Below are 19,617 nucleotides of genomic sequence, written 5' to 3'. Positions count from 1 at the left end.
CAGTGCTTATTGAGCGGCAGGCTTGCCCTGCCACTTGTTGATCGCATTGATCAGGCGCTTGGCCAGTGCCGGGTAGTTTTCATCGAAGTGATGGCCGCCCGGTAGTTCGATCACTTCACCGACCGCGGTGGTATCGGTACAGCCGCTGGTTTTCTTCTCTTCCAGGCCATAGACGCACAGCACTTTGGAAGCTGGCAGCTTGGCCATTTCCTGGCCTGTAGTCGCTTCCTTGCCTGCATTGCCGAGCCAGCCGTCTACGTGAATCTCGAAGCTGCCGGAGCGTGCGAAGGCCAGCAGAATGATCCCGTCGATGCGGTTCTGATCTTCCGGTGCCAAGCGGTTATAGACCGCAGGCATGACATCGGCTCCAAAGGAGTAACCGGCCAGAATGAAGCGCTTGGTACCCCATTTCTGACGGTAGTGATTCATCAGGTCGGTGAGGTCGATGGCGGTCTGTTCCGGGGTCTTGTGTTCCCAGTAGTAGCGCAGCACATCAATGCCGACCACCGGATAACCCATCTTCGCCATATCGCCCGCCACGACCTTGTCCAGATCGCGCCAGCCGCCGTCGCCGGACATGAACAGGGTCACGGTGTCGGCGCTCTGGTTGGCGGCCACAGGCACTTCAACCGTCGGGATGCCCAGGCCGCCTGCGTCGTTTTCACCGAGCAGCAGGTGGCGAAGCTCGGTGTTGAGCACTTGAGGCAGGGAGATGTCGTAATCGCTGATGCTGGTTTCGGCGTTCGTCTGATCGCGTACGAAAGCGGCGCTCGGATCGTCCGGGGCGTCGTTCCAGGCGGCCAGCCAGTGACCGTGTGGCGCCTTTTGCGGCAGTGGAACATCGCAGATCTGTGGCGGGGTTTCATCCTGCTCCACCACCGGAGGAGGGTTGGAAACATGCTCCAGGGCAAAACCGACCGAAATGGCCTGTGCCTTGTCATCCTTCTGTTCGGCCAGCCAGCGCCATGCCAGGGTGGCGCCCGGGCCAATGCCGCCTACGACCAGAGGCGCACCATCGAGTTTTTGCAGAGCGGCCTGAAAGGTCTTCTGTTGCAGAACGCAGTCATCCTTTGGCAGGACCACCTGGACGATACGCGCCGAGGCGTCCTTGCTGATAGCCAGAAGTTGTTTGTCGCTCAACAGCTCTTCGGCGGTAACGGCAAGGGCTATCCGGGTCTTGACCTTGGTCGCCGGTGTCACGCTGATCAGTGGCGTGCCATCGTCAAGGCTCAGGCGTTCAAGGCTGGCAGGTGGAGCGGGGCGATTCCATAACCAGAGTCCGAGTGCTACCAGAAGCACAACACCCAGGGCAGCGAGCAAATAGCGCGAAAAGCGTCGAATCATCAGCGTTTCACCAATCCAGTCAGGCCGCCCGCAATCAGGGCGGCGGTGTCAGCCAGTGCCACGAGCGGATCGAGTCCGGCAGGCACGGCCATATAGCGAGGTTCCCAGTCCGGTTGGAACTTGTCCTTGAAGCGGCGCAGGCCCTGGAAGTTGTAAAGCTGTTCGCCGCGGCGGAACACCATTGACCCCAGACGCTGTGTCAAAGGCGCACCGCGTCGTGGCTGCAGGCCTGACAACGGCACCATGCCCAGGCTGAAGCGTGCATAGCCTTGCTGTTTGTAATGCAGGATCAGGCCGACCATCATGAATTCCATGGTCAGCTTCGGTGCATCCGGGTGCGAGCGCATCAGGTCCAGGCTGGCGAGTTCGAGGCTGTTGGTTTCCAGCAGATTGGCAAAAGCCACCGGCTTACCCTCGAAGTGGATGATGGCAATGCGGAAATACTTCAGGTACTCAGGGCTGAAACGGCCAAGAGAGAAGCCTTTTTCGCGGACATTCTTGCCGGTCAGCCAGGCATCGGAAATGGCTTTGAGTTCAGCCAGCGGCGCCTGGCCTGCTTCGTGGATCTCCAGCGACAGGCCATCGCGACCACCCCGGTTCCAGGTGTAGCGCAGGTCCTTCATCTCCTTGCCCTTGGCGTCGATATCGAAACGCCGCAGGTCTACCCGAGCTTCCTCGCCCAGCTTGATCGCCGTCAGGCCGATGTCCATGTAGTACGGCAGGTTTTCTGCACGTACCTGATAGAACACTGGGCGGGCGTGGTGGACGTCGCACAGGTCACGGAATTGCCAGATCAGTTCGGCGCGTTGCTGGGTCGGACCGATCGGGTCATACAGCGCAACAAGGCTGCGTCCGCGATGGGAATACATCAGGAAGGCGTTGTCGTTCGGGTGGAACAGAATCGCCTTGTCGCCGGTCAGGACCAGCCCGCCGTCGGGCTGGCTGGAGGCCTTGAGGATTGCAGCGGCTTTGTCCAGCTCTGCGGCGTTCGGTAACTTGATGACCGGACGTGCCGTGCGCAGCAGCCAGGTCAGGGAGACCACAACCAGCAACACCGCGCTGCCCAGTGCGGAGCGCAGGCCCCGTGGCGCATCGGCGTCGAGGGTGAATTGCCACCAGAGCTGGTGACTATAAGGTACGTCTTGATAGGCAAACAGCAGCAACCAGATCGATGCCCCTACAACGCAGGCGCTGGCAATCAGGTAAAGCGGCGAGAAGGGCAGCTCAAGCAGACGGCTTGGGCGATAGAACGAACGGCGGAAGGTGGCCAGAAGGCCTGCCGTCAGCAGCAGCAGGCTTGCTTCCTCCCAGTCGAAGCCCTTGAGCATCGACAGGACTGCGCCCACAAGCAGCAGAATGACCGTCAGCATCCACGCCGCCGACAATCGCCGCCGCAGGCCTTGGGCCAATAACAGGCAAAGCACGCCTACCAGGCTGGCGCCAAAGTGCGAGGCATTGATCAGGCGATGTGGAATCATGAAGCCGACGTTTTCCAGGCGGGTGTCGATTTCCGGTGTGGCACCTGAGAACAGCAAGACCACACCGGACAGGAACACCAGCAGCGCCAGGATCGGTGCGGCCAGCCCGGAAGCTACGCGCATGGCCTGGCGGGTGGGCAGCAGGCGCTGGGCTTCGGTAAACAGTAGTGTCAGGCAGGCCAGCAGCAGAGGCAGCACCACATAAATCAGGCGATACAGCAGCAAGGCCGCTGCCAATGGCGCGGCGCCCAGTTCGTTGGCGAAAGCTGCCAGTAGAATCGCCTCGAAAACCCCTACGCCGCCCGGTACATGGCTCAGTACGCCTGCGGCCAGGGCCAGCAGGTAAATGAGTATGAAAGCGCCCAGTGGCGGTGCTGACGGCAGCAGCAGGTAAAGCACCATTGCTGCGGCGACCACGTCCAGAGCGGTAATGACCAGTTGGATCAGCGTCAGGCGCAGGTCTGGAAGACGCAAGGTGCGTCGGCCGGCTCTGACCAGAATATTGTGCGGGATGGTCTGTTCCGGCAGGCGACGGCGATAGACCGCAATCGCCAGCAAGACGCTACCGACCAGGACTGCGGTAGCGATAACTGCCAGTACATCGGTTGGAAGTTTCAGTGCCAGGGAAGCGCCGGACAAGTTGCTCAGGGTCGCTACTGCCGCCAGGGGAGGCAAGGCGCAGCCCAGCGACAGGCTGGCGAACAGGGTCATGCGGGCGATTTCCATCGCTCCGATGCCATGGCGAGAATACAGCCGGTAACGTACCGAGCCGCCCGAGAGCATTGACAGGCCTACGGCATTGCCAATTGCAAATGAGGTAAAGCCGCCGAGTAACAAGGTGCGGGTCGGCAGGTTGACGTTTGCATAGCGGCTGGCGGACAGCTCGTAGCCCATCAGAATGACGAAGCCGATTACAGCAGCCAGCAGAGCGCCGCCCAAAGAGGGCAGGGGCACTGCGAACAGCGAGTCGCGCAGAGCAAAGAAGTCCATCTCGATCAGCATGTGGCGACAGGCGATCAAGGCCATGCCGAACAGTATCAGCATGACTGCCAACCCTATGGGTTGTCGGTACTTGCTGAGCAGTTCCAGCCAGCGGAAGCGGACAGTTTTTATCGAACTATTTGCAGCAACTGCTTCGTTGGTATCTGACGGGTTGTCGCGCATCAATCACTCCTTGGATCGTGCGCGACAGGATGGAGGTATGCAGCCAAGTTACCAATCCCTACGCAAAAAATATTTCGAGATGTTATCGCGTCAACGTCTCATGGGCGAACTGCGAATGGCTTGAGCGGGTGCCGTTCAGCTTTGATTCAGCTTAGGCGTATGTAACAAAAATGACTACGTTGTGTCATGCCGCATTGAAGCGTGCCGTAGCCGATTTTTCCTACAGCGTCTCGTAATGATTCTATCGGCAGCACATAGAAAAACTGTCGGACACGGAAATATTACGTTACGTACGTGATGATAGGGTTTCAGGGGGCGGGAGAAATAGTCTTTTTTTGTCAGACAGTTAGCATCGTTGGTCGCATGCTTTTTCATCAGGCACAAAAAAGGCCAATCTTTCGATTAGCCTCTTTTGATGTTTGGTTGCGGGAGCCGGATTTGAACCGACGACCTTCGGGTTATGAGCCCGACGAGCTACCAGGCTGCTCCATCCCGCGTCTGTGTGGCGGCATTCTACAGCCGAATCCAGATGTGTCAACCTTTAATGCAGAAAACCCGAAAATTAATCCTGTTTGCTGCCAGTTAACGGGCGTTAGCTTGCTAACTGCAAAACACACTGATGCCGCAATGCAAAAGGCCCGCTTTGTGGGCGGGCCTTTTACGGTACTGCATATGGTTGCGGGAGCCGGATTTGAACCGACGACCTTCGGGTTATGAGCCCGACGAGCTACCAGGCTGCTCCATCCCGCGTCTGATAGGGCGGCATTCTACAGGGGAACGCATGGCTGTCAATCATTAGTTTCAAAAAATGCTTTTTTCTTCAAATGGTTAGCGATGCAAGGCTTGCGGTACATCGGATATGGAGGCTTGTCTGACGGGCTGAAAGCTCTGTGTGCCAGTGTGGGGCCGCTTTTCCGATGCATTGATTTGGCATCATGAGTGTCACTTCCTGACACCAATGCGATACTGCACGGCCATTGATTGCAAAATCGCCTTTCATGACTCAGCGCAAAATCATCCATATCGACTGTGACTGCTTTTATGCAGCCATCGAAATGCGAGACGACCCGAGCCTTGCCAGCAAGCCGCTGGCTGTCGGTGGGTCGCCGGACAAGAGAGGGGTGATTGCGACCTGCAACTATGAAGCCCGTGCTTATGGGGTGCGTTCGGCGATGTCCTCGCGTCACGCTTTGACGCTGTGCCCGGACCTGAACATCGTCAAGCCGCGCATGGATGCCTATAAAGAAGCTTCTCGGGAAATCCAGGGCATTTTTCGCGATTACACCGACCTTATCGAACCGCTATCGCTGGACGAGGCTTTTCTGGATGTGTCCGATGCCAGCCATTTCTCCGGTAGTGCGACTCGTATCGCTCAGGATATCCGGCGCAGGGTCTCGAACCAGTTGCACATCACGGTTTCGGCTGGCGTGGCGCCCAACAAGTTTCTGGCCAAGATCGCCAGTGACTGGAAGAAACCCAACGGGCTGTTTGTGATAACGCCCGATCAGGTCGAGGATTTTGTCGCCTCGCTGCCGGTCAGCAAGCTGCACGGTGTCGGCAAGGTCACCGCTGACAAGCTGGGGAGGCTGGGCATCATCAGTTGTATGGACTTGCGTCGCTGGAGCAAGCTGGCGCTGGTACGTGAGTTCGGCAGTTTTGGCGAGCGGCTCTGGAATCTGGCGTTCGGGATCGATGATCGTCCGGTGCAGAATGACAGCAGGCGCCAGTCTGTGAGTGTCGAAAATACCTACGACACGGATTTGCCCGATCTGGCCAGTTGTATTGAAAAGCTACCGGCCCTGCTGGAAACCCTGACTGTTCGTATGGAGCGAATGGCCGGTCAATATCGTCCCGGCAAGCCGTTCGTCAAAGTGAAGTTTCATGACTTTACCCAGACCACGCTGGAGCAGTCGGGAGCAGGGCGGGATCTTGGCAGTTATGAGCAATTGCTGACCCAGGCTTTTGCGCGTGGCGCCAAGCCGGTTCGATTGCTGGGGATCGGTGTGCGCCTGCATGACTTGCGCGGCGCTCATGAGCAACTGGAGTTGTTTACCTGATAGTTGCAGGCTCCTTGCAAGGAGCCTGTTCGTCATTCGCTATCCGGGTCTGTGGCAGGTGCCACAAGGCGGCCAGCATCCTTGGCCAGGGACTTGAGAAACTCGTTTTGCAGTTGAGGATCGTTGCGTGTCAGCTCGATCAGGCTCTGCTCCAGCTCGCTGGCTTCTTCTTCAAGGCCCAGTTCCGAAAGACGCTTGACCCGATGGACCCACTGTTTGACTTCATCGTCTTCCAGATCGTCGTAGATCAGCTCATGAGCTTCCAGCAGCTTGCCCCGCAGTGACTGGCTGATAGGCAGGCTGGCATTGGCATGCGCGTTGTCCTGATCATCCTCGATATTGAGGTACAGGCGAGTGACGCGGCTCAGATCCTGTTCGGCAAACGGGCTGTCGAGCAGGTTGAGACGCAGAACCCCGTTGCGATCCGTATTCAGTTCGTGGGTTTCGTTGCCTGCCTTCACCATGACCGGGCGTTCGTTCCAGGGCAGGGTGGAGTTCTCGATTCTCTTGTCCTTCTGGACTTCATCGATGCTGGCCAGGTTCTGCTGCGCCCGGCCATGGGACGGTGCGTTCATGAAAGGATTGAGGCCGGCAACGCCGTAATTGATCCAGTCTTTGGTCACGCTGTCGGGCAGTGTGCCGAGAGCGAAGACATTGACCACGTTGGCGCCGATGCCGGCCACCACGGCAACGGCTCCCAGCGGAATTTCGTAGATTTCCCGCCAGGGTTGATAGGGGGTGTAGCGGTCGTAATGGCGGGTCACTTCAAAGTCAGTGACTTCAAAGGACTTATGCTCGTGAATCCGCACCCGGCGCTGTGGCAGCTCAAGCGTCTTGGGCTCGCCGATATCGATCTGCAGAGTGTGTTCCAGCAGTTTGCGCTCTATGCGTTCTTCGTGCTCGCTGCGTTGTGACAACTGATTGGCACAACCGCTGACGAGGAAAGTACCGCATAGAACGGCGCTGCCGAGGCTTAGGGTGCTTCGTCTGAACATGGGATCTCTTGATGCGGATTGGGCATGTGATGAGTGGCGCGCCCGCATGAACGGGCGCACCTGTGACTCAGCGCTTCACACGGCCCTGGATGAACGACAGCACGTCGGCGACCGCAATGGCTTGTGGTTGCGACTCGATTCGGCTCTTGTATTCCAGATTGCCTTCGGCCAGACCACGATCACTGACCACGATGCGATGCGGAATACCGATCAGCTCCATGTCGGCGAACTTGATGCCTGGGCTGGTTTTCTTGTCGCGGTCATCGAGCAGTACTTCAAAGCCCGCGGCGGTCAGCTCGGCATACAGCTTGTCTGTCGCTTCACGAACGGCTTCCGTCTCATAGCGCAATGGAACCAGTGCAATATGGAAAGGCGTCAGGGTGTCGTTCCAGATGATCCCGTTTTCATCGCTGTTCTGCTCGATGGCAGCTGCGACAACGCGGGAAACGCCGATACCGTAGCAACCCATGGTCAGGTTGACTGGCTTGCCGTTTTCGCCCAGTACCTGGCACTTCATCGCTTCGCTGTACTTGGTGCCCAGCTGGAAGATATGGCCGACTTCAATGCCGCGCTTGATTTCAAGCGTGCCTTTGCCGTCCGGGCTCGGGTCGCCGGCGACAACGTTGCGCAGGTCGGCAACGGCAGGTACAGGCAGGTCGCGTTCCCAGTTGACGCCAAAGTAGTGCTTGTCGTCGATGTTGGCGCCAACGGCAAAGTCGCTCATCAGCTCGACAGAGCGGTCGATGATGCAGGGCAGTGGCAGATTCAGTGGGCCCAGGGAGCCTGCGCCTGCGCCGATGGCGTCACGCAGTTCGGCTTCGGATGCCATCACCAGCGGGCTGGCGACCTGTTCCAGGTTGGCGGCCTTGATCTCGTTGAGTTCGTGGTCGCCACGAATGATCAGCGCGACCAGCTTGCCTTCTTCGGCAGCGTGGACGACCAGTGTCTTGACGGTCTTTTCGATTGGCAGGTTGAAGCCTTCGACCAGTTGCGCGATGGTCTTTGCATCCGGGGTGTCGACCAGTCGCAGCTCTTCAGTTGCAGCACCGCGGGACTTCTCGCGTGGTATTGCTTCGGCCTTCTCGATGTTGGCTGCGTAATCGGAGCCATTGCTGAAGACGATGTCGTCTTCACCGGAGTCTGCCAGCACGTGGAACTCGTGGGAGCCCGCGCCGCCGATGGAGCCGTTATCGGCCTCGACAGGGCGGAACTTCAGGCCCAGACGGGTGAATACGTTGCTGTAGGCCAGATGCATGCGGTCGTAGGTTTCCTGCAACGAAGCATGATCGGCGTGGAACGAATAGGCGTCCTTCATGACGAATTCGCGACCGCGCATCAAGCCGAAGCGTGGGCGGATCTCGTCGCGGAACTTGGTCTGGATCTGGTACATGTTGATCGGCAACTGCTTGTAGCTGTTGAGCTCGTTGCGTGCCAGATCGGTAATGACCTCTTCGTGGGTCGGGCCCAGGCAGAAATCACGGTTGTGGCGATCTACCAGGCGCATCAGCTCGGGGCCGTATTGCTCCCAGCGACCGGATTCCTGCCACAGTTCTGCGGGCTGGATACCCGGCATCAGTATTTCGAGTGCGCCGGCAGCGTCCATTTCTTCACGAACGATGGCTTCTACCTTGCGCAATACGCGCAGGCCCATGGGCAGCCAGGTGTAGAGGCCGGAAGCCAGCTTGCGGATCATGCCAGCACGCAGCATCAGCTGATGGCTGACCACGACTGCATCTGAAGGGGTTTCTTTCTGTGTGGCGAGCAAAAATTGACTGGTGCGCATGGTTGGCCGTTGTCTGTTGCTGGGACTGGAAATGACCCGGCATTGTACGGTGGTGTGCCGGTCGCGTACAGCGCGCGGCTGGCGGTGAGTCTCAGGGTAGTACTTTTGTGGCGATATGAAAAAACCCGGCAATCGAGCCGGGCTTTTTCAAGTAGCAGAGACCGGCCTGTGATTACAGGACCGAAATCGGGTAGTCGACGATCAGGCGGAACTCGTTGACGTCGCCGTCTGCCTGAGCATCGTTGCCACGGTGCCATGCTTGACGGATACGGAAGGACAAGTCCTTGGCCGGGCCGGCTTGTACGACGTATTTGGCTTCAAGGTTGGTTTCGTGGTGTTTGCCGTCTTCGCCATACATACCAGCATATGCGCTGTTAGTAGGGGTCTTGGTGCCATCGATGTCATAGCCGCGCAGGTAGCGAGTCATGAAGCTCAGACCCGGTACGCCGTAAGGAGCCATGTTCAGGTCGTAGCGAGCCTGCCAGGACTTCTCGTTAGGGGCGTTGAAGTCGGAGTACTGAACGGAGTTGTTCAGGAAGATCGAGTCAGCAGCGCGGTTGTTGTCACCGATACCGATGTAGTCGAACGGAGTATTACCGTCGATCTTCTGGAAGGCCAGAGTGACTGTGTGAGCCGCTGCGAAGGAGTAAGCGACAGAGCCGGAGGCTGCAGTGTTATTGATCGAGCCAGCCTTGGCGCTGCCTTCGTCGAGAGTGCGATAGATATTGGCGTCGAATGCCAGAGACTGATCGCCACCCAGAGGCAGGGCGTAATTCACGTTGCCGTAGTACTGATTCCAGATGTCTTCAAGTCTTGAAGCGTAGAACGCTACGCCAAGGTTCTCGGTGATTGCATATTTGCCACCAATGAAATCTGCGCTATTGGCTTCTTCACCATCAAAGTTATTGGCGTAGCTCGCAAAAATCTTGCCGCTACGGTTGGTGTCATCCTGGCTGGTGCCAGAGTAGAAATGGCCCGCTTCCAAGTCAAGCCCAGCGATCTCGCTGCTTTGCAGGCTGATACCGCTGGCAGTCTGAGGCAGGAGGCGGGAGCCGCCGACGGCAAATACCGGGTTGGCAGGTTGCATGTCGCCGACTTTCAGTTCGGTTTTCGAGACGCGGAATTTGACTGCGCCGCCGCCTTTACCAAAACTGTCTTCGTTGGTGCCGTCGGAGCTGGTTACCAGGTTGCCGGAACCGGAGTATTTTTTCTGGCCGTCCAGTTTCAGGCCGAAGTAGCCGAATGCTTCTACGCCGACGCCAACGGTGCCTTGGGTGTAGCCGGAGCTATAGTTGACCCACAGACCTTGAGTCCAGTCTTTGTCGTCGCGACGGCTAGGGCCAGTGGTGTTTTTCTTGTCACGGTCGTAATAGTAGTTGCGCAACTTCAGGTCAAGAGTGCTGCCCTCTACAAAGCCCTTGGCTTCAGACTGGTCACTGACGAACGGTGCTGCTGTTGCCATTTGGGCGCTGGCTGCAGTAATTGCCAGTGCGATTGCGCTCCACTTCATCACTCTCATCGTGATTGCTCCTTTGGTTTTAAGAAGATTCAGGCCGTCCCACCTGTTTTTTTATCTGGGCGGCTCTTTCTTTTTTTGTCGGCGAAAATCTATCTCACGCTGACGGTAGTTACGATAGTTGCTGCCCTGTCTTTCCAGAATCTTTACGGCGTTGTCGCTAAAAGTTTCACGCAGGTCGCAAATGCATCATTTCCTTATCATGTATCCAGCTTTGCTATCTTCAGGCCCTTGTATCCGCGTTGAAATGATCCAACTACAGATCGCCTTTCAGGATAGGTGCTCAAAGCTGTGAACTGCTATTCCCTTGGTCCTGATGTCCCTGTTTTCCGCCAGAGTCATTCAGGTCGTGTGAGTGTTGAAGCAACAAGCGTGCACAAAGTTCAAAATATTTGAAAAAAAATGTGAGATTTCAGTTTTTACTTGGGGTTTTTGTCGTAAGCATATGATTTTGATTGATTTATTTTTTCTGTGAAAAACGGGCTTTGCGGACCGATCAATGACCGGTTGAGGTGTCGGGAAGTCAGGAAATGTTACTGACTGCACCGGGATTTGAGTAAATCGCAGATCAGCGCTCTTTTTGGTATACCAAAGTGTTTCGTTTTGGTGCGCCGCTCCAAAAGGCTGCCATAACATGGATCCCGGCCTTTGCCTGCCAATAGGGTTGGCACGACGTTGTTTCATTTTTATGTTCATGTGCCGGTTTTTGCCGGTTTTCTTCTGCCTTCACCTGCAAGTGCCTCGCCGGCTGACGGGTGGCTTCCGGTATCAAACTGGTGCGGTTTTCATTGGAGGTGGGGCAGGGTGGTGCGCCGGTTTGCCGGGGGCGTATCGGCGGATCGTGATGAAATGTGCTCAGAAGGGTGAAGCGCTGTCCGATCCTGCGTATCCTGCCGGGCTATACGAGGCGCCGCACTCTTGCGGGGCAGGTTAGACATTCAACCTGGCAAATCGGGGGTTTTATCGTGTTCGTTCTGGATTCGCGTCTCAAGCAGGACTCTTTGCCTGTCGGTGATTTCCCGTTGTGCAGGCTTTTATTGTCCAATGACTCGCGCTACCCATGGTTCATCCTGGTGCCGCGTCGCGCTGATATCAGCGAAGTCTTTCAGCTTGAGGCGCAGGATCAATTGCAGTTGTGGCAGGAAACCACCGCTCTGTCTCAAATCCTGAAGAGTGCATTCGACGCTGATAAACTCAATGTTGCGGCGCTGGGTAATGTCGTCAGTCAGCTTCACATGCATGTCATCGTTCGCAAGCGTGATGATGCAGCCTGGCCCGCGCCTGTGTGGGGCAAGCATCCGGCCCTTCCTTATACAGACGAACAGTTCGCAGCCGTTCTCGAGCGATTGAGGCCGGTATTGACGCAAGATTTCCGATTTGAGGGTGAGTGATCATGAACCTTGATGAGCGAGTCATGGAGTTGGAAAGCCGCCTGACTTTTCAGGAGGATACGCTTCAGGCGTTGAATGATGTGCTGGTGATACAGCGACGTGAGCTGGATCGATTGCAGTTGCAAATGACCGCGATGCTCAAGCGTCAGGAAGAAATGGGCAGCCAGTTCGATACGTTCGTAGAGGACGCTCCGCCGCCTCATTACTGATGTTTGCAGCAATAAAAAAACCGCGCTTTCCCTGAGGAAGGCGCGGTTTTTTATGGGGCGGCAGAAATCAGCGGCGCGGCAATGCGGCGATGACGTCTTCGGCTTGCAGGCCTTTGTCGCGGTTCATTACGGAGAACTCTACGCGCTGACCTTCGACGAGTACGCGGTGACCTTCACCGCGGATGGCACGAAAGTGTACGAAGATATCGTCGCCGGAATCGCGCGAGATGAAACCGAAGCCCTTGGAGGTATTGAACCACTTCACGGTGCCTGTATCGCGATTGCCCAGGTCGTGGCTTTGAGGTGCCGGTGAAGGCGAGGATCTGTAGAAGCTGACTCCCAGATGAAGTGCAACGGCAACTATGGCGACAATCAGGCTGATGATGATTGCCGGTTGACCAGCGATTTTATCGAGCGGAACGAGCAGGGTAAGGATTTGTATGATGACGGCAAGAACAAGCAGTGCACTGACCAGATTTTGCAGGTTGTGACGTGGTCCCCGGTTCCAATAGGGAATCACTGGAGCAAGCACCAGGTTGAGAAGCCCGAAGAAAGCCAGATAAAGCGCATCGGGTTGCAGCATTTCACTGCGCAGGCTGGGTATGAAGGAAAGCAGCAAGGCTGCTGCTCCCGTTACCAGGTGGACGATTTTCAACATTTTAAAAAGCTCACATTAAGAAGGATCACAAGGAAATAGCTGGTAGCGCCCGGTACGCTTCTGAAAAAGTGGAGGCGTGATGCACGAGCGATGGTCCAGCCTATGCGCTACTGCCGGATGGCAGGATCGGTAGCGACACGTTGTGTATTTAACAGCAAAGCCGAAGTCTACTCAAATCAAGTACCTGTGCGGCCTTGCTGCTTTGTTGGCGCCAATAAAGCGTCCTCTTCGATAGCCTTGAGATAGAGCCTCTGGCCGGGTTCTGGCGAATTCATGGAACTCGTTTTGCCGTCAGGGAGTCAGACAGGCTTGACGATTCAGGTGCTACTTTCCTGTATGGATGTGCCTATTTGAGCGAGTGCACCAATAGAAGGCTGCGCCCGTTGGCGTCTCTTGATAAAGTAGCGCTGTTACTGCTTTCCAATCCTCATCTAAAAGGGCATGAAACATGGCAATCGATATCGGTATCAGTGAAGAGGATCGCAAATCGATCGTAGACGGTCTTTCGCATCTGCTTGCAGATACTTATGTACTTTACCTCAAGACTCACAACTTTCACTGGAATGTCAGTGGGCCGATGTTTCGCACACTGCACCTGATGTTTGAAGAGCAATATAACGAGTTGGCACTGGCGGTAGACTCCATCGCTGAACGTATTCGTGCTCTCGGGTTCCCGGCGCCGGGCACGTATTCGACTTATGCTCGCCTGTCTTCGATCAAGGAAGAAGAAGGTGTGCCAAGTGCTGAAGATATGATCAAAAGTCTGGTTCAGGGCCAAGAGGCTGTTGTCCGCACAGCACGTAGCCTTTTTCCTCTGCTGGAGACAGCCAGTGACGAGCCTACTGCCGACTTGCTGACACAGCGCATGCAGGTTCACGAGAAAACTGCGTGGATGTTGCGTTCGATGCTTGAGTCCAGGTAACAGCTGAAGAGCAGCAGCGCCTGCCTGCTGCTCGTCTCAGGGCGCGTTGCCGTTTTTGCAGATGGCGACGCGCGTCTTGCGGCGATCATTCTGTCAGGGCATTCGGCCTGTATCGGGCCTTTGGCCAACCCTGCGCCGTGTGTTCTCGTCGCTTGTTATGCAAATGTAAAATATAAATATTAAACGCATTTGGTTGTCGCACTTAAGTTATAGCGCTGTCTTGAATTCTTTCTTCCTTGTTCTCTTGTAGTCATCTCCTACAACGTCAAGGTGTTGGTTCTACTGGATATAAGATCTTTAATCGGGCCTTATAGGAGTCGCATTTATTTATTTTTAAATGTTTCTTATTAGTGTTCGAATTGATTTTTTAGAAGGTGGATCGGCCATGGTTAGAGGTGTTGAACGTGAGGTCAAAGATTTAAGCAGGCATTCGTCTATACGCAATGATCCTTTTGTCGAAGACTTCAATATGAATCTGGCACAGCCGCACTCCAAATCGGTGCGGCTTAATGGGTTGGCGACCTGCCTGCGTCTGGAAAAGGTCTACTGGAACATACTGTCGGCGATTGCCCGATCCAATAATTGCTCCGTGAATGCAGTGCTCTCCTATATCGACAGGGAGGTTCACTTGCGTTACGGCGGTGTAAAGAACTTTAGCGGGCTGATCCGCGTTGTCTGCGTCGCTCACCTTTTGAAGGCCGATCGTCTTGAGGCTCAGGCCTGATGTTTCTTCGGGTTCGCCTCTGGCGGGCCTTTCGAGCGGTGTCGCAAGCCTGTTGCCCGGCACGAATACGAACTTATCCAGACAGGATGAGTTCGTTCGGCTGCACGGCCTCGATTAACTCTATATAATCCTTCGCCTTGCTGGCGGGCATGGCTCTGCGTTGCAGGGTCTGGCTTGAACCGGGTGCCGGTGCATTGCACTATCGAGCGCAGGCCAGGAGCGAATGCCCCACCGAATTTCGAATTACGAGAAGTGAACACACCATCATGATGCGCAGCCATTATTGCGGCCAACTGAACGAAAGTCTGGAAGGTCAGGAAATTACCCTTTGCGGATGGGTCCACCGTCGTCGTGACCACGGGGGCGTTATCTTCCTCGATATCCGCGACCGTGAAGGCATGGCCCAGGTGGTGTTCGATCCGGATCGTGCCGATACCTTTGCCGCTGCCGACCGTGTGCGCAGCGAATATGTCGTCAAGGTCGTCGGCAAGGTGCGTGCCCGCCCGGCGGGTGCCGTCAACGCCAATATGGCCTCCGGTGCCATTGAAGTGCTGGGTTACGAGCTGGAAGTCCTGAACGAATCGGAGACTCCGCCGTTCCCGCTGAACGAATATTCCGATGTCGGTGAAGAGACGCGCCTGCGTTATCGCTTCATCGATCTGCGTCGCCCGGAAATGGCCGAGAAGCTGCGTCTGCGCTCGCGCATCACCACCAGCATCCGTCGCTATCTCGACGACAACGGCTTCCTGGACGTCGAGACGCCTATCCTGACTCGCGCCACGCCTGAAGGCGCTCGCGACTATCTGGTGCCAAGCCGCACACACCCGGGCAGTTTCTTTGCCCTGCCGCAATCGCCTCAACTGTTCAAGCAGTTGCTGATGGTGGCCGGCTTCGACCGTTACTACCAGATCGCCAAATGCTTCCGTGACGAAGACCTGCGTGCCGACCGTCAGCCTGAGTTCACTCAGATCGACATCGAGACCAGCTTCCTCAATGAAGAAGACATCATCGGTCTGACCGAGAAAATGGTTCGTCAACTGTTCAAGGAAGTGCTGGATCTGGAATTCGGTGAATTCCCGCACATGACCTTTGAAGAAGCCATGCGTCGCTATGGCTCCGACAAGCCGGACCTGCGCAACCCTCTTGAACTGGTCGATGTTGCCGATCAGCTCAAGGAAGTCGAGTTCAAGGTTTTCAGCGGTCCTGCCAACGATCCGAAGTGCCGGATTGCCGCATTGCGCGTTCCAGGCGGTGCAAGTATTCCTCGTAAACAGATCGACGATTATACAAAGTTCGTCAGCATCTACGGTGCCAAGGGCCTGGCGTACATCAAGGTCAACGAGCGCGCCAATGGCGTTGATGGCCTGCAATCGCCAATCGTCAAGAACATCCCGGAAGCCAACCTCAATGTGATCCTCGATCGCGTTGGCGCGGTTGATGGCGATATCGTGTTCTTCGGCGCGGACAAGGCCAAGATCGTCAGCGAGGCCCTGGGTGCGCTGCGTATCAAGGTTGGTAACGATTTCAAGCTGCACACCTGCGAGTGGGCTCCGATGTGGGTCGTCGACTTCCCGATGTTCGAAGAGAACGACGACGGCAGCTTCAGCGCGTTGCACCACCCCTTCACGGCACCAAAGTGTACCCCTGAAGAGCTGGAAGCCAACCCTGGCAAGGCGCTGTCCCGCGCTTACGACATGGTGCTCAACGGTACCGAGCTGGGCGGTGGTTCGATCCGTATCCACCGCAAGGAAATGCAGCAAGCGGTATTCCGTCTGCTGGGCATCAAGGAAGACGAGCAGCAAGAGAAGTTCGGCTTCCTGCTCGACGCTCTGAAGTACGGCGCACCACCTCATGGCGGTCTGGCTTTCGGCCTGGACCGTCTGGTGATGCTGATGACAGGTGCCCAGTCGATCCGTGAAGTGATCGCCTTCCCGAAAACCCAGAGCGCTGCCGACGTCATGACCCAGGCTCCTGGTGTCGTGGATGCCAAGGCTCTGCGTGAGCTGCACATTCGTCTGCGCGAGCAGCAGAAGGCCGAGTGATGCGGGGCGGGGCGCATTCTTGATGCGTCCCGCATTGCAGGTTTTCCAGGCTGTGCCTTGTCGAGTGAAAAGCCTTTTGCCCGTGTGTGCGGGTGAAAGGTGAAGGTGTTTCAAAAAGAATCTGGAGCGAGAAATGGCAGGTCATTCTAAGTGGGCGAACATCAAGCACCGCAAAGAGCGTCAGGATGCCAAGAAAGGCAAGATCTTCACCAAGTGGATTCGTGAACTGACTGTCGCTGCCCGTCAGGGTGGCGGTGATCCAGGTTCCAACCCGCGTCTGCGTCTGGCGCTGGACAAGGCCCTTGGCGCCAACATGACCCGTGACACCATCGACCGTGCTGTTGCGCGTGGTGTCGGTGCGGACGATGGCAATGATGTCGAGGAACTGGGTTACGAGGGCTATGGTCCTGGCGGTGTCGCTATCATGGTCGAGGCCATGACCGACAACCGTAACCGTACCGCCGCTGCCGTACGTCATGCCTTTACCAAGTGTGGCGGCAACCTGGGTACTGACGGTTCCGTAGCTTATCTGTTCGATCGCAAGGGGCAGATCTCGTTTGCTGCCGGTGTCGATGAAGATGCACTGATCGAAGCGGCGATGGAGGCTGATGCCGATGACGTCGTGAGCAATGAAGATGGCTCCATCGACGTGTTTACGTCGTTCGCCGGTTTCTACGCGGTTCGCAATGCGCTGGAAGCAGCTGGTTTCAAGGCATCCGACGCAGAAATCGTCATGTTGCCGACGACCAGTGCGGTGCTCGATCTGGAAACCGCAGAAAAGGTTCTCAAGCTGATCGACATGCTTGAAGACCTGGATGACGTGCAGAACGTCTATTCCAATGCGGAAATTCCCGATGACGTCCTGGAACAGCTTGGCTGATCAAGGGTTGTCGGTTGTACATTGGAGGCCGGGGGCAGGAAGCGGTGATCATCACGCCGCTATCGGCCTCCGGCTTCTGCCTTTATGCTGCATTCATTGTTTTGCGTTAGTTCTTAAGCTGCGGGTGTTATGACTCTTATTCTTGGTATCGACCCCGGTTCGCGAATCACCGGTTATGGCGTTGTGCGTGATACCGGGCGTGGTTGTGTCTATGTGGCTTCGGGCTGCATTCGCACGGGGGCTGGCGAGTTGCAGGAGCGGTTGCAGATTGTGTTTCGCGGTGTGCGGGAGGTCATCCAGACCTATGGCCCGGTCACCATGGGAATCGAAAAGGTCTTCATGGCCCGCAATGCCGATTCTGCACTGAAGCTGGGGCAGGCCAGGGGGGCGGCCATTGTGGCGGGTGCCGAGGAAGGCCTGGAGATCGCCGAGTACACGGCAACTCAGGTCAAGCAGGCGGTTGCCGGAACCGGTGGCGCCAACAAGGAGCAGGTGATGATGATGGTCATGCATTTGCTCAAGCTGACCCAGAAACCCCAGATCGATGCATCCGATGCCCTGGCTATTGCGCTGTGTCATGCGCACACACGTTCAAGCCTGATTCCCCATGGTCTGGGGACTGCGCGCAGCCGCGGTGGCCGGTTGCGTCTCTGACTGCATCATTCGCATGCATATTTTTACTTGCAGGTCTGGCGACTCCTGTGATGATGGTGTTCATATTTTTCGCGCTGGCGATGCCAACGATGGGCAAGACGAAAGGATCTGATACGTGATTGGACGTTTACGTGGCTTTCTCGCCGAGAAACAGCCACCGCATCTGGTGCTGGACGTCAATGGCGTCGGCTATGAGCTGGAAGTACCCATGACGACGCTTTACCGCTTGCCGCATGTGGGTGAGCCAGTGACCTTGCATACCCATCTGGTGGTTCGCGAAGATGCGCATTTGCTCTATGGTTTTTACGAGAAGCGCGAGCGTGAGCTGTTTCGTGAGCTGATTCGCCTCAATGGTGTCGGCCCTAAGCTGGCGCTTGCCTTGATGTCGGGCCTTGAGGTCGATGAGCTGGTGCGCTGCGTTCAGGCGCAGGATACTTCGGCCCTGACCCGGATTCCGGGGGTCGGCAAGAAGACTGCCGAGCGTCTGTTGGTCGAACTCAAGGACCGTTTCAAGGCCTGGGAGGCACTACCCGGCACATTTACGCTGGTATCCAGTGGTCCGAATCAGCCCGAGCCGGTGGCGTCTGCCGAGTCCGATGCGGTCAGCGCGCTGATTTCCCTGGGCTATAAACCTCAAGAGGCGAGCAAGGCCGTCTCTGCGATCAAGGAAAAAGGCTTGAGCAGTGCAGATCTGATCCGACGTGCTTTGAAGGGGATGGCGTAAGTGATTGAAGCTGATCGCCTGATTACCGCCAGCAGTGGTCGTGATCGTGAGGAACAACTGGACCGCGCCATTCGCCCTCTGAGTCTGGCTGACTACATTGGTCAGCCGACGGTGCGCGAGCAGATGGAGCTGTTCATCCAGGCCGCGCGTGGGCGTAATGAATCGCTGGACCACACCTTGATCTTCGGCCCGCCAGGGCTGGGCAAGACCACGCTGGCCAATATCATTGCCCAGGAAATGTCGGTGTCGATCAAAAGCACGTCCGGCCCCGTGCTGGAGCGCCCCGGGGATCTGGCCGCGATCCTGACCAACCTCGAACCCCATGATGTGCTGTTCATCGATGAAATCCATCGGTTGTCGCCTATCGTCGAAGAGGTTCTGTACCCGGCGATGGAAGACTTTCAGCTCGACATCATGATTGGTGAGGGGCCTGCCGCTCGCTCGATCAAGCTTGATCTTCCGCCTTTCACGCTGGTGGGGGCGACGACTCGCGCTGGCATGCTGACCAACCCGTTGCGCGATCGTTTCGGGATCGTCCAGCGCCTTGAGTTCTACAGCACGGCCGACCTGTCGACTATCGTGTCGCGCTCCGCCGGTATTCTCGGGCTGGTCATCGAGCCTGAGGGGGCCTTTGAAATAGCCCGTCGTGCTCGTGGAACGCCGCGTATTGCCAACCGCTTGCTGCGGCGCGTACGGGATTTTGCCCAGGTACGCGGTAATGGCCAGATCACCCGGCAAACGGCCGACAAGGCACTGAACCTGCTGGATGTCGACGAACATGGTTTCGACCATCAGGACCGGCGTCTTCTGCTGACCATGATCGAGAAGTTCGATGGCGGTCCTGTTGGCATAGACAGCCTGGCTGCGGCCATCAGTGAGGAGCGGCACACCATTGAAGACGTGCTGGAACCCTATTTGATCCAGCAAGGCTATATCATGCGTACGCCGCGTGGACGAGTCGTTACCCGGCACGCCTACCTGCACTTTGGGCTGAACATTCCTTCGAGAATGAGCGAGATGTCTGCGCCGGAGGATTTCGTGGATGACTCGACCGATTAATAGTGGCCACCACCGAT

Annotated in this window: 16 protein-coding genes, 2 tRNA genes and 1 pseudogene; 10 read left to right on the top strand and 9 right to left on the bottom strand. The window is 56.6% G+C overall.

Annotated features, from left to right (window positions below):
* Positions 1-6 precede the first annotated feature (6 nt).
* From JL015_RS06495 to JL015_RS06480, 4 genes are all read right to left on the bottom strand, one after another.
* On the bottom strand, positions 7-1,344 hold the full coding sequence (locus tag JL015_RS06495; RefSeq protein ID WP_201017862.1) for a virulence factor family protein: 1,338 nt from the start codon (positions 1,342-1,344) through the stop codon (positions 7-9).
* On the bottom strand, positions 1,344-3,986 hold the full coding sequence (gene mprF, locus JL015_RS06490; protein ID WP_201017861.1) for a bifunctional lysylphosphatidylglycerol flippase/synthetase MprF: 2,643 nt from the start codon (positions 3,984-3,986) through the stop codon (positions 1,344-1,346). Before mprF ends, JL015_RS06495 begins: the two co-directional genes overlap by 1 nt.
* 420 nt (positions 3,987-4,406) lie before the next feature.
* Positions 4,407-4,483, bottom strand: a tRNA-Met gene (locus JL015_RS06485).
* A 176-nt stretch (positions 4,484-4,659) separates the two neighbouring features.
* Positions 4,660-4,736: transfer RNA gene (locus JL015_RS06480), tRNA-Met, on the bottom strand.
* A 248-nt stretch (positions 4,737-4,984) separates the two neighbouring features.
* Between JL015_RS06480 and dinB the strand changes: the two genes are divergently transcribed.
* Positions 4,985-6,043, top strand: a complete 1,059-nt coding sequence (gene dinB / locus JL015_RS06475) for a DNA polymerase IV (protein ID WP_201017860.1) — start codon at positions 4,985-4,987, stop codon at positions 6,041-6,043.
* 32 nt (positions 6,044-6,075) lie between these two features.
* Here the strand turns inward: dinB and JL015_RS06470 are convergent, their stop codons facing one another.
* The 3 genes from JL015_RS06470 to JL015_RS06460 form a co-directional block, all read right to left on the bottom strand.
* Complete coding sequence (locus tag JL015_RS06470; RefSeq protein ID WP_201003493.1) at positions 6,076-7,038, bottom strand: hypothetical protein; 963 nt, start codon at positions 7,036-7,038, stop codon at positions 6,076-6,078.
* A 67-nt stretch (positions 7,039-7,105) separates the two neighbouring features.
* Positions 7,106-8,821 (bottom strand): proline--tRNA ligase, encoded by a 1,716-nt coding sequence (locus JL015_RS06465; RefSeq protein ID WP_201003491.1) that lies wholly within the window; start codon positions 8,819-8,821, stop codon positions 7,106-7,108.
* Positions 8,822-8,993: 172 nt separating this feature from the next.
* Positions 8,994-10,340, bottom strand: coding sequence for an OprD family porin (locus JL015_RS06460; protein ID WP_201017859.1), 1,347 nt, complete (start codon positions 10,338-10,340; stop codon positions 8,994-8,996).
* A gap of 962 nt (positions 10,341-11,302) precedes the next feature.
* Between JL015_RS06460 and JL015_RS06455 the strand changes: the two genes are divergently transcribed.
* Both JL015_RS06455 and JL015_RS06450 read left to right on the top strand, forming a co-directional pair.
* Entirely contained in the window at positions 11,303-11,728 is a 426-nt protein-coding gene (locus JL015_RS06455) for an HIT domain-containing protein (protein ID WP_201003487.1), read from the top strand.
* A gap of 2 nt (positions 11,729-11,730) precedes the next feature.
* Complete coding sequence (locus JL015_RS06450; protein WP_201003485.1) at positions 11,731-11,937, top strand: SlyX family protein; 207 nt, start codon at positions 11,731-11,733, stop codon at positions 11,935-11,937.
* A gap of 67 nt (positions 11,938-12,004) precedes the next feature.
* Here the strand turns inward: JL015_RS06450 and JL015_RS28030 are convergent, their stop codons facing one another.
* Positions 12,005-12,226, bottom strand: coding sequence for a cold shock domain-containing protein (locus JL015_RS28030; RefSeq protein WP_004667445.1), 222 nt, complete (start codon positions 12,224-12,226; stop codon positions 12,005-12,007).
* 108 nt (positions 12,227-12,334) lie between these two features.
* A pseudogene (locus JL015_RS28025) lies at positions 12,335-12,595 on the bottom strand (cold shock domain-containing protein membrane protein); the annotation flags it as partial.
* 448 nt (positions 12,596-13,043) lie between these two features.
* On the opposite strand from JL015_RS28025, the gene JL015_RS06440 reads away from it, so the two are divergent.
* From JL015_RS06440 to ruvB, 7 genes are all read left to right on the top strand, one after another.
* Entirely contained in the window at positions 13,044-13,517 is a 474-nt protein-coding gene (locus tag JL015_RS06440) for a Dps family protein (RefSeq protein ID WP_201003482.1), read from the top strand.
* Positions 13,518-13,902: 385 nt separating this feature from the next.
* Positions 13,903-14,241 (top strand): ribbon-helix-helix domain-containing protein, encoded by a 339-nt coding sequence (locus JL015_RS06435; RefSeq protein ID WP_201003808.1) that lies wholly within the window; start codon positions 13,903-13,905, stop codon positions 14,239-14,241.
* Positions 14,242-14,507: 266 nt separating this feature from the next.
* Complete coding sequence (gene aspS, locus JL015_RS06430) at positions 14,508-16,283, top strand: aspartate--tRNA ligase (RefSeq protein ID WP_201017857.1); 1,776 nt, start codon at positions 14,508-14,510, stop codon at positions 16,281-16,283.
* Between the two features lie 133 nt (positions 16,284-16,416).
* On the top strand, positions 16,417-17,163 hold the full coding sequence (locus JL015_RS06425; protein ID WP_025259001.1) for a YebC/PmpR family DNA-binding transcriptional regulator: 747 nt from the start codon (positions 16,417-16,419) through the stop codon (positions 17,161-17,163).
* 129 nt (positions 17,164-17,292) lie between these two features.
* Positions 17,293-17,817 carry a crossover junction endodeoxyribonuclease RuvC gene (ruvC, locus tag JL015_RS06420; RefSeq protein WP_201003476.1) on the top strand — a complete coding sequence of 175 codons (525 nt, stop codon included), beginning with the start codon at positions 17,293-17,295 and terminating at the stop codon, positions 17,815-17,817.
* 115 nt (positions 17,818-17,932) lie between these two features.
* Complete coding sequence (gene ruvA, locus JL015_RS06415; RefSeq protein WP_201003474.1) at positions 17,933-18,541, top strand: Holliday junction branch migration protein RuvA; 609 nt, start codon at positions 17,933-17,935, stop codon at positions 18,539-18,541.
* Positions 18,542-19,600, top strand: coding sequence for a Holliday junction branch migration DNA helicase RuvB (ruvB, locus tag JL015_RS06410; protein WP_201003473.1), 1,059 nt, complete (start codon positions 18,542-18,544; stop codon positions 19,598-19,600).
* Positions 19,601-19,617 lie beyond the last annotated feature (17 nt).

It is taken from the genome of Pseudomonas cichorii, from assembly GCF_015471405.1.
Taxonomy (GTDB): domain Bacteria; phylum Pseudomonadota; class Gammaproteobacteria; order Pseudomonadales; family Pseudomonadaceae; genus Aquipseudomonas; species Aquipseudomonas serbiensis.
This window is presented reverse-complemented; position numbering and strand designations above follow the sequence as displayed.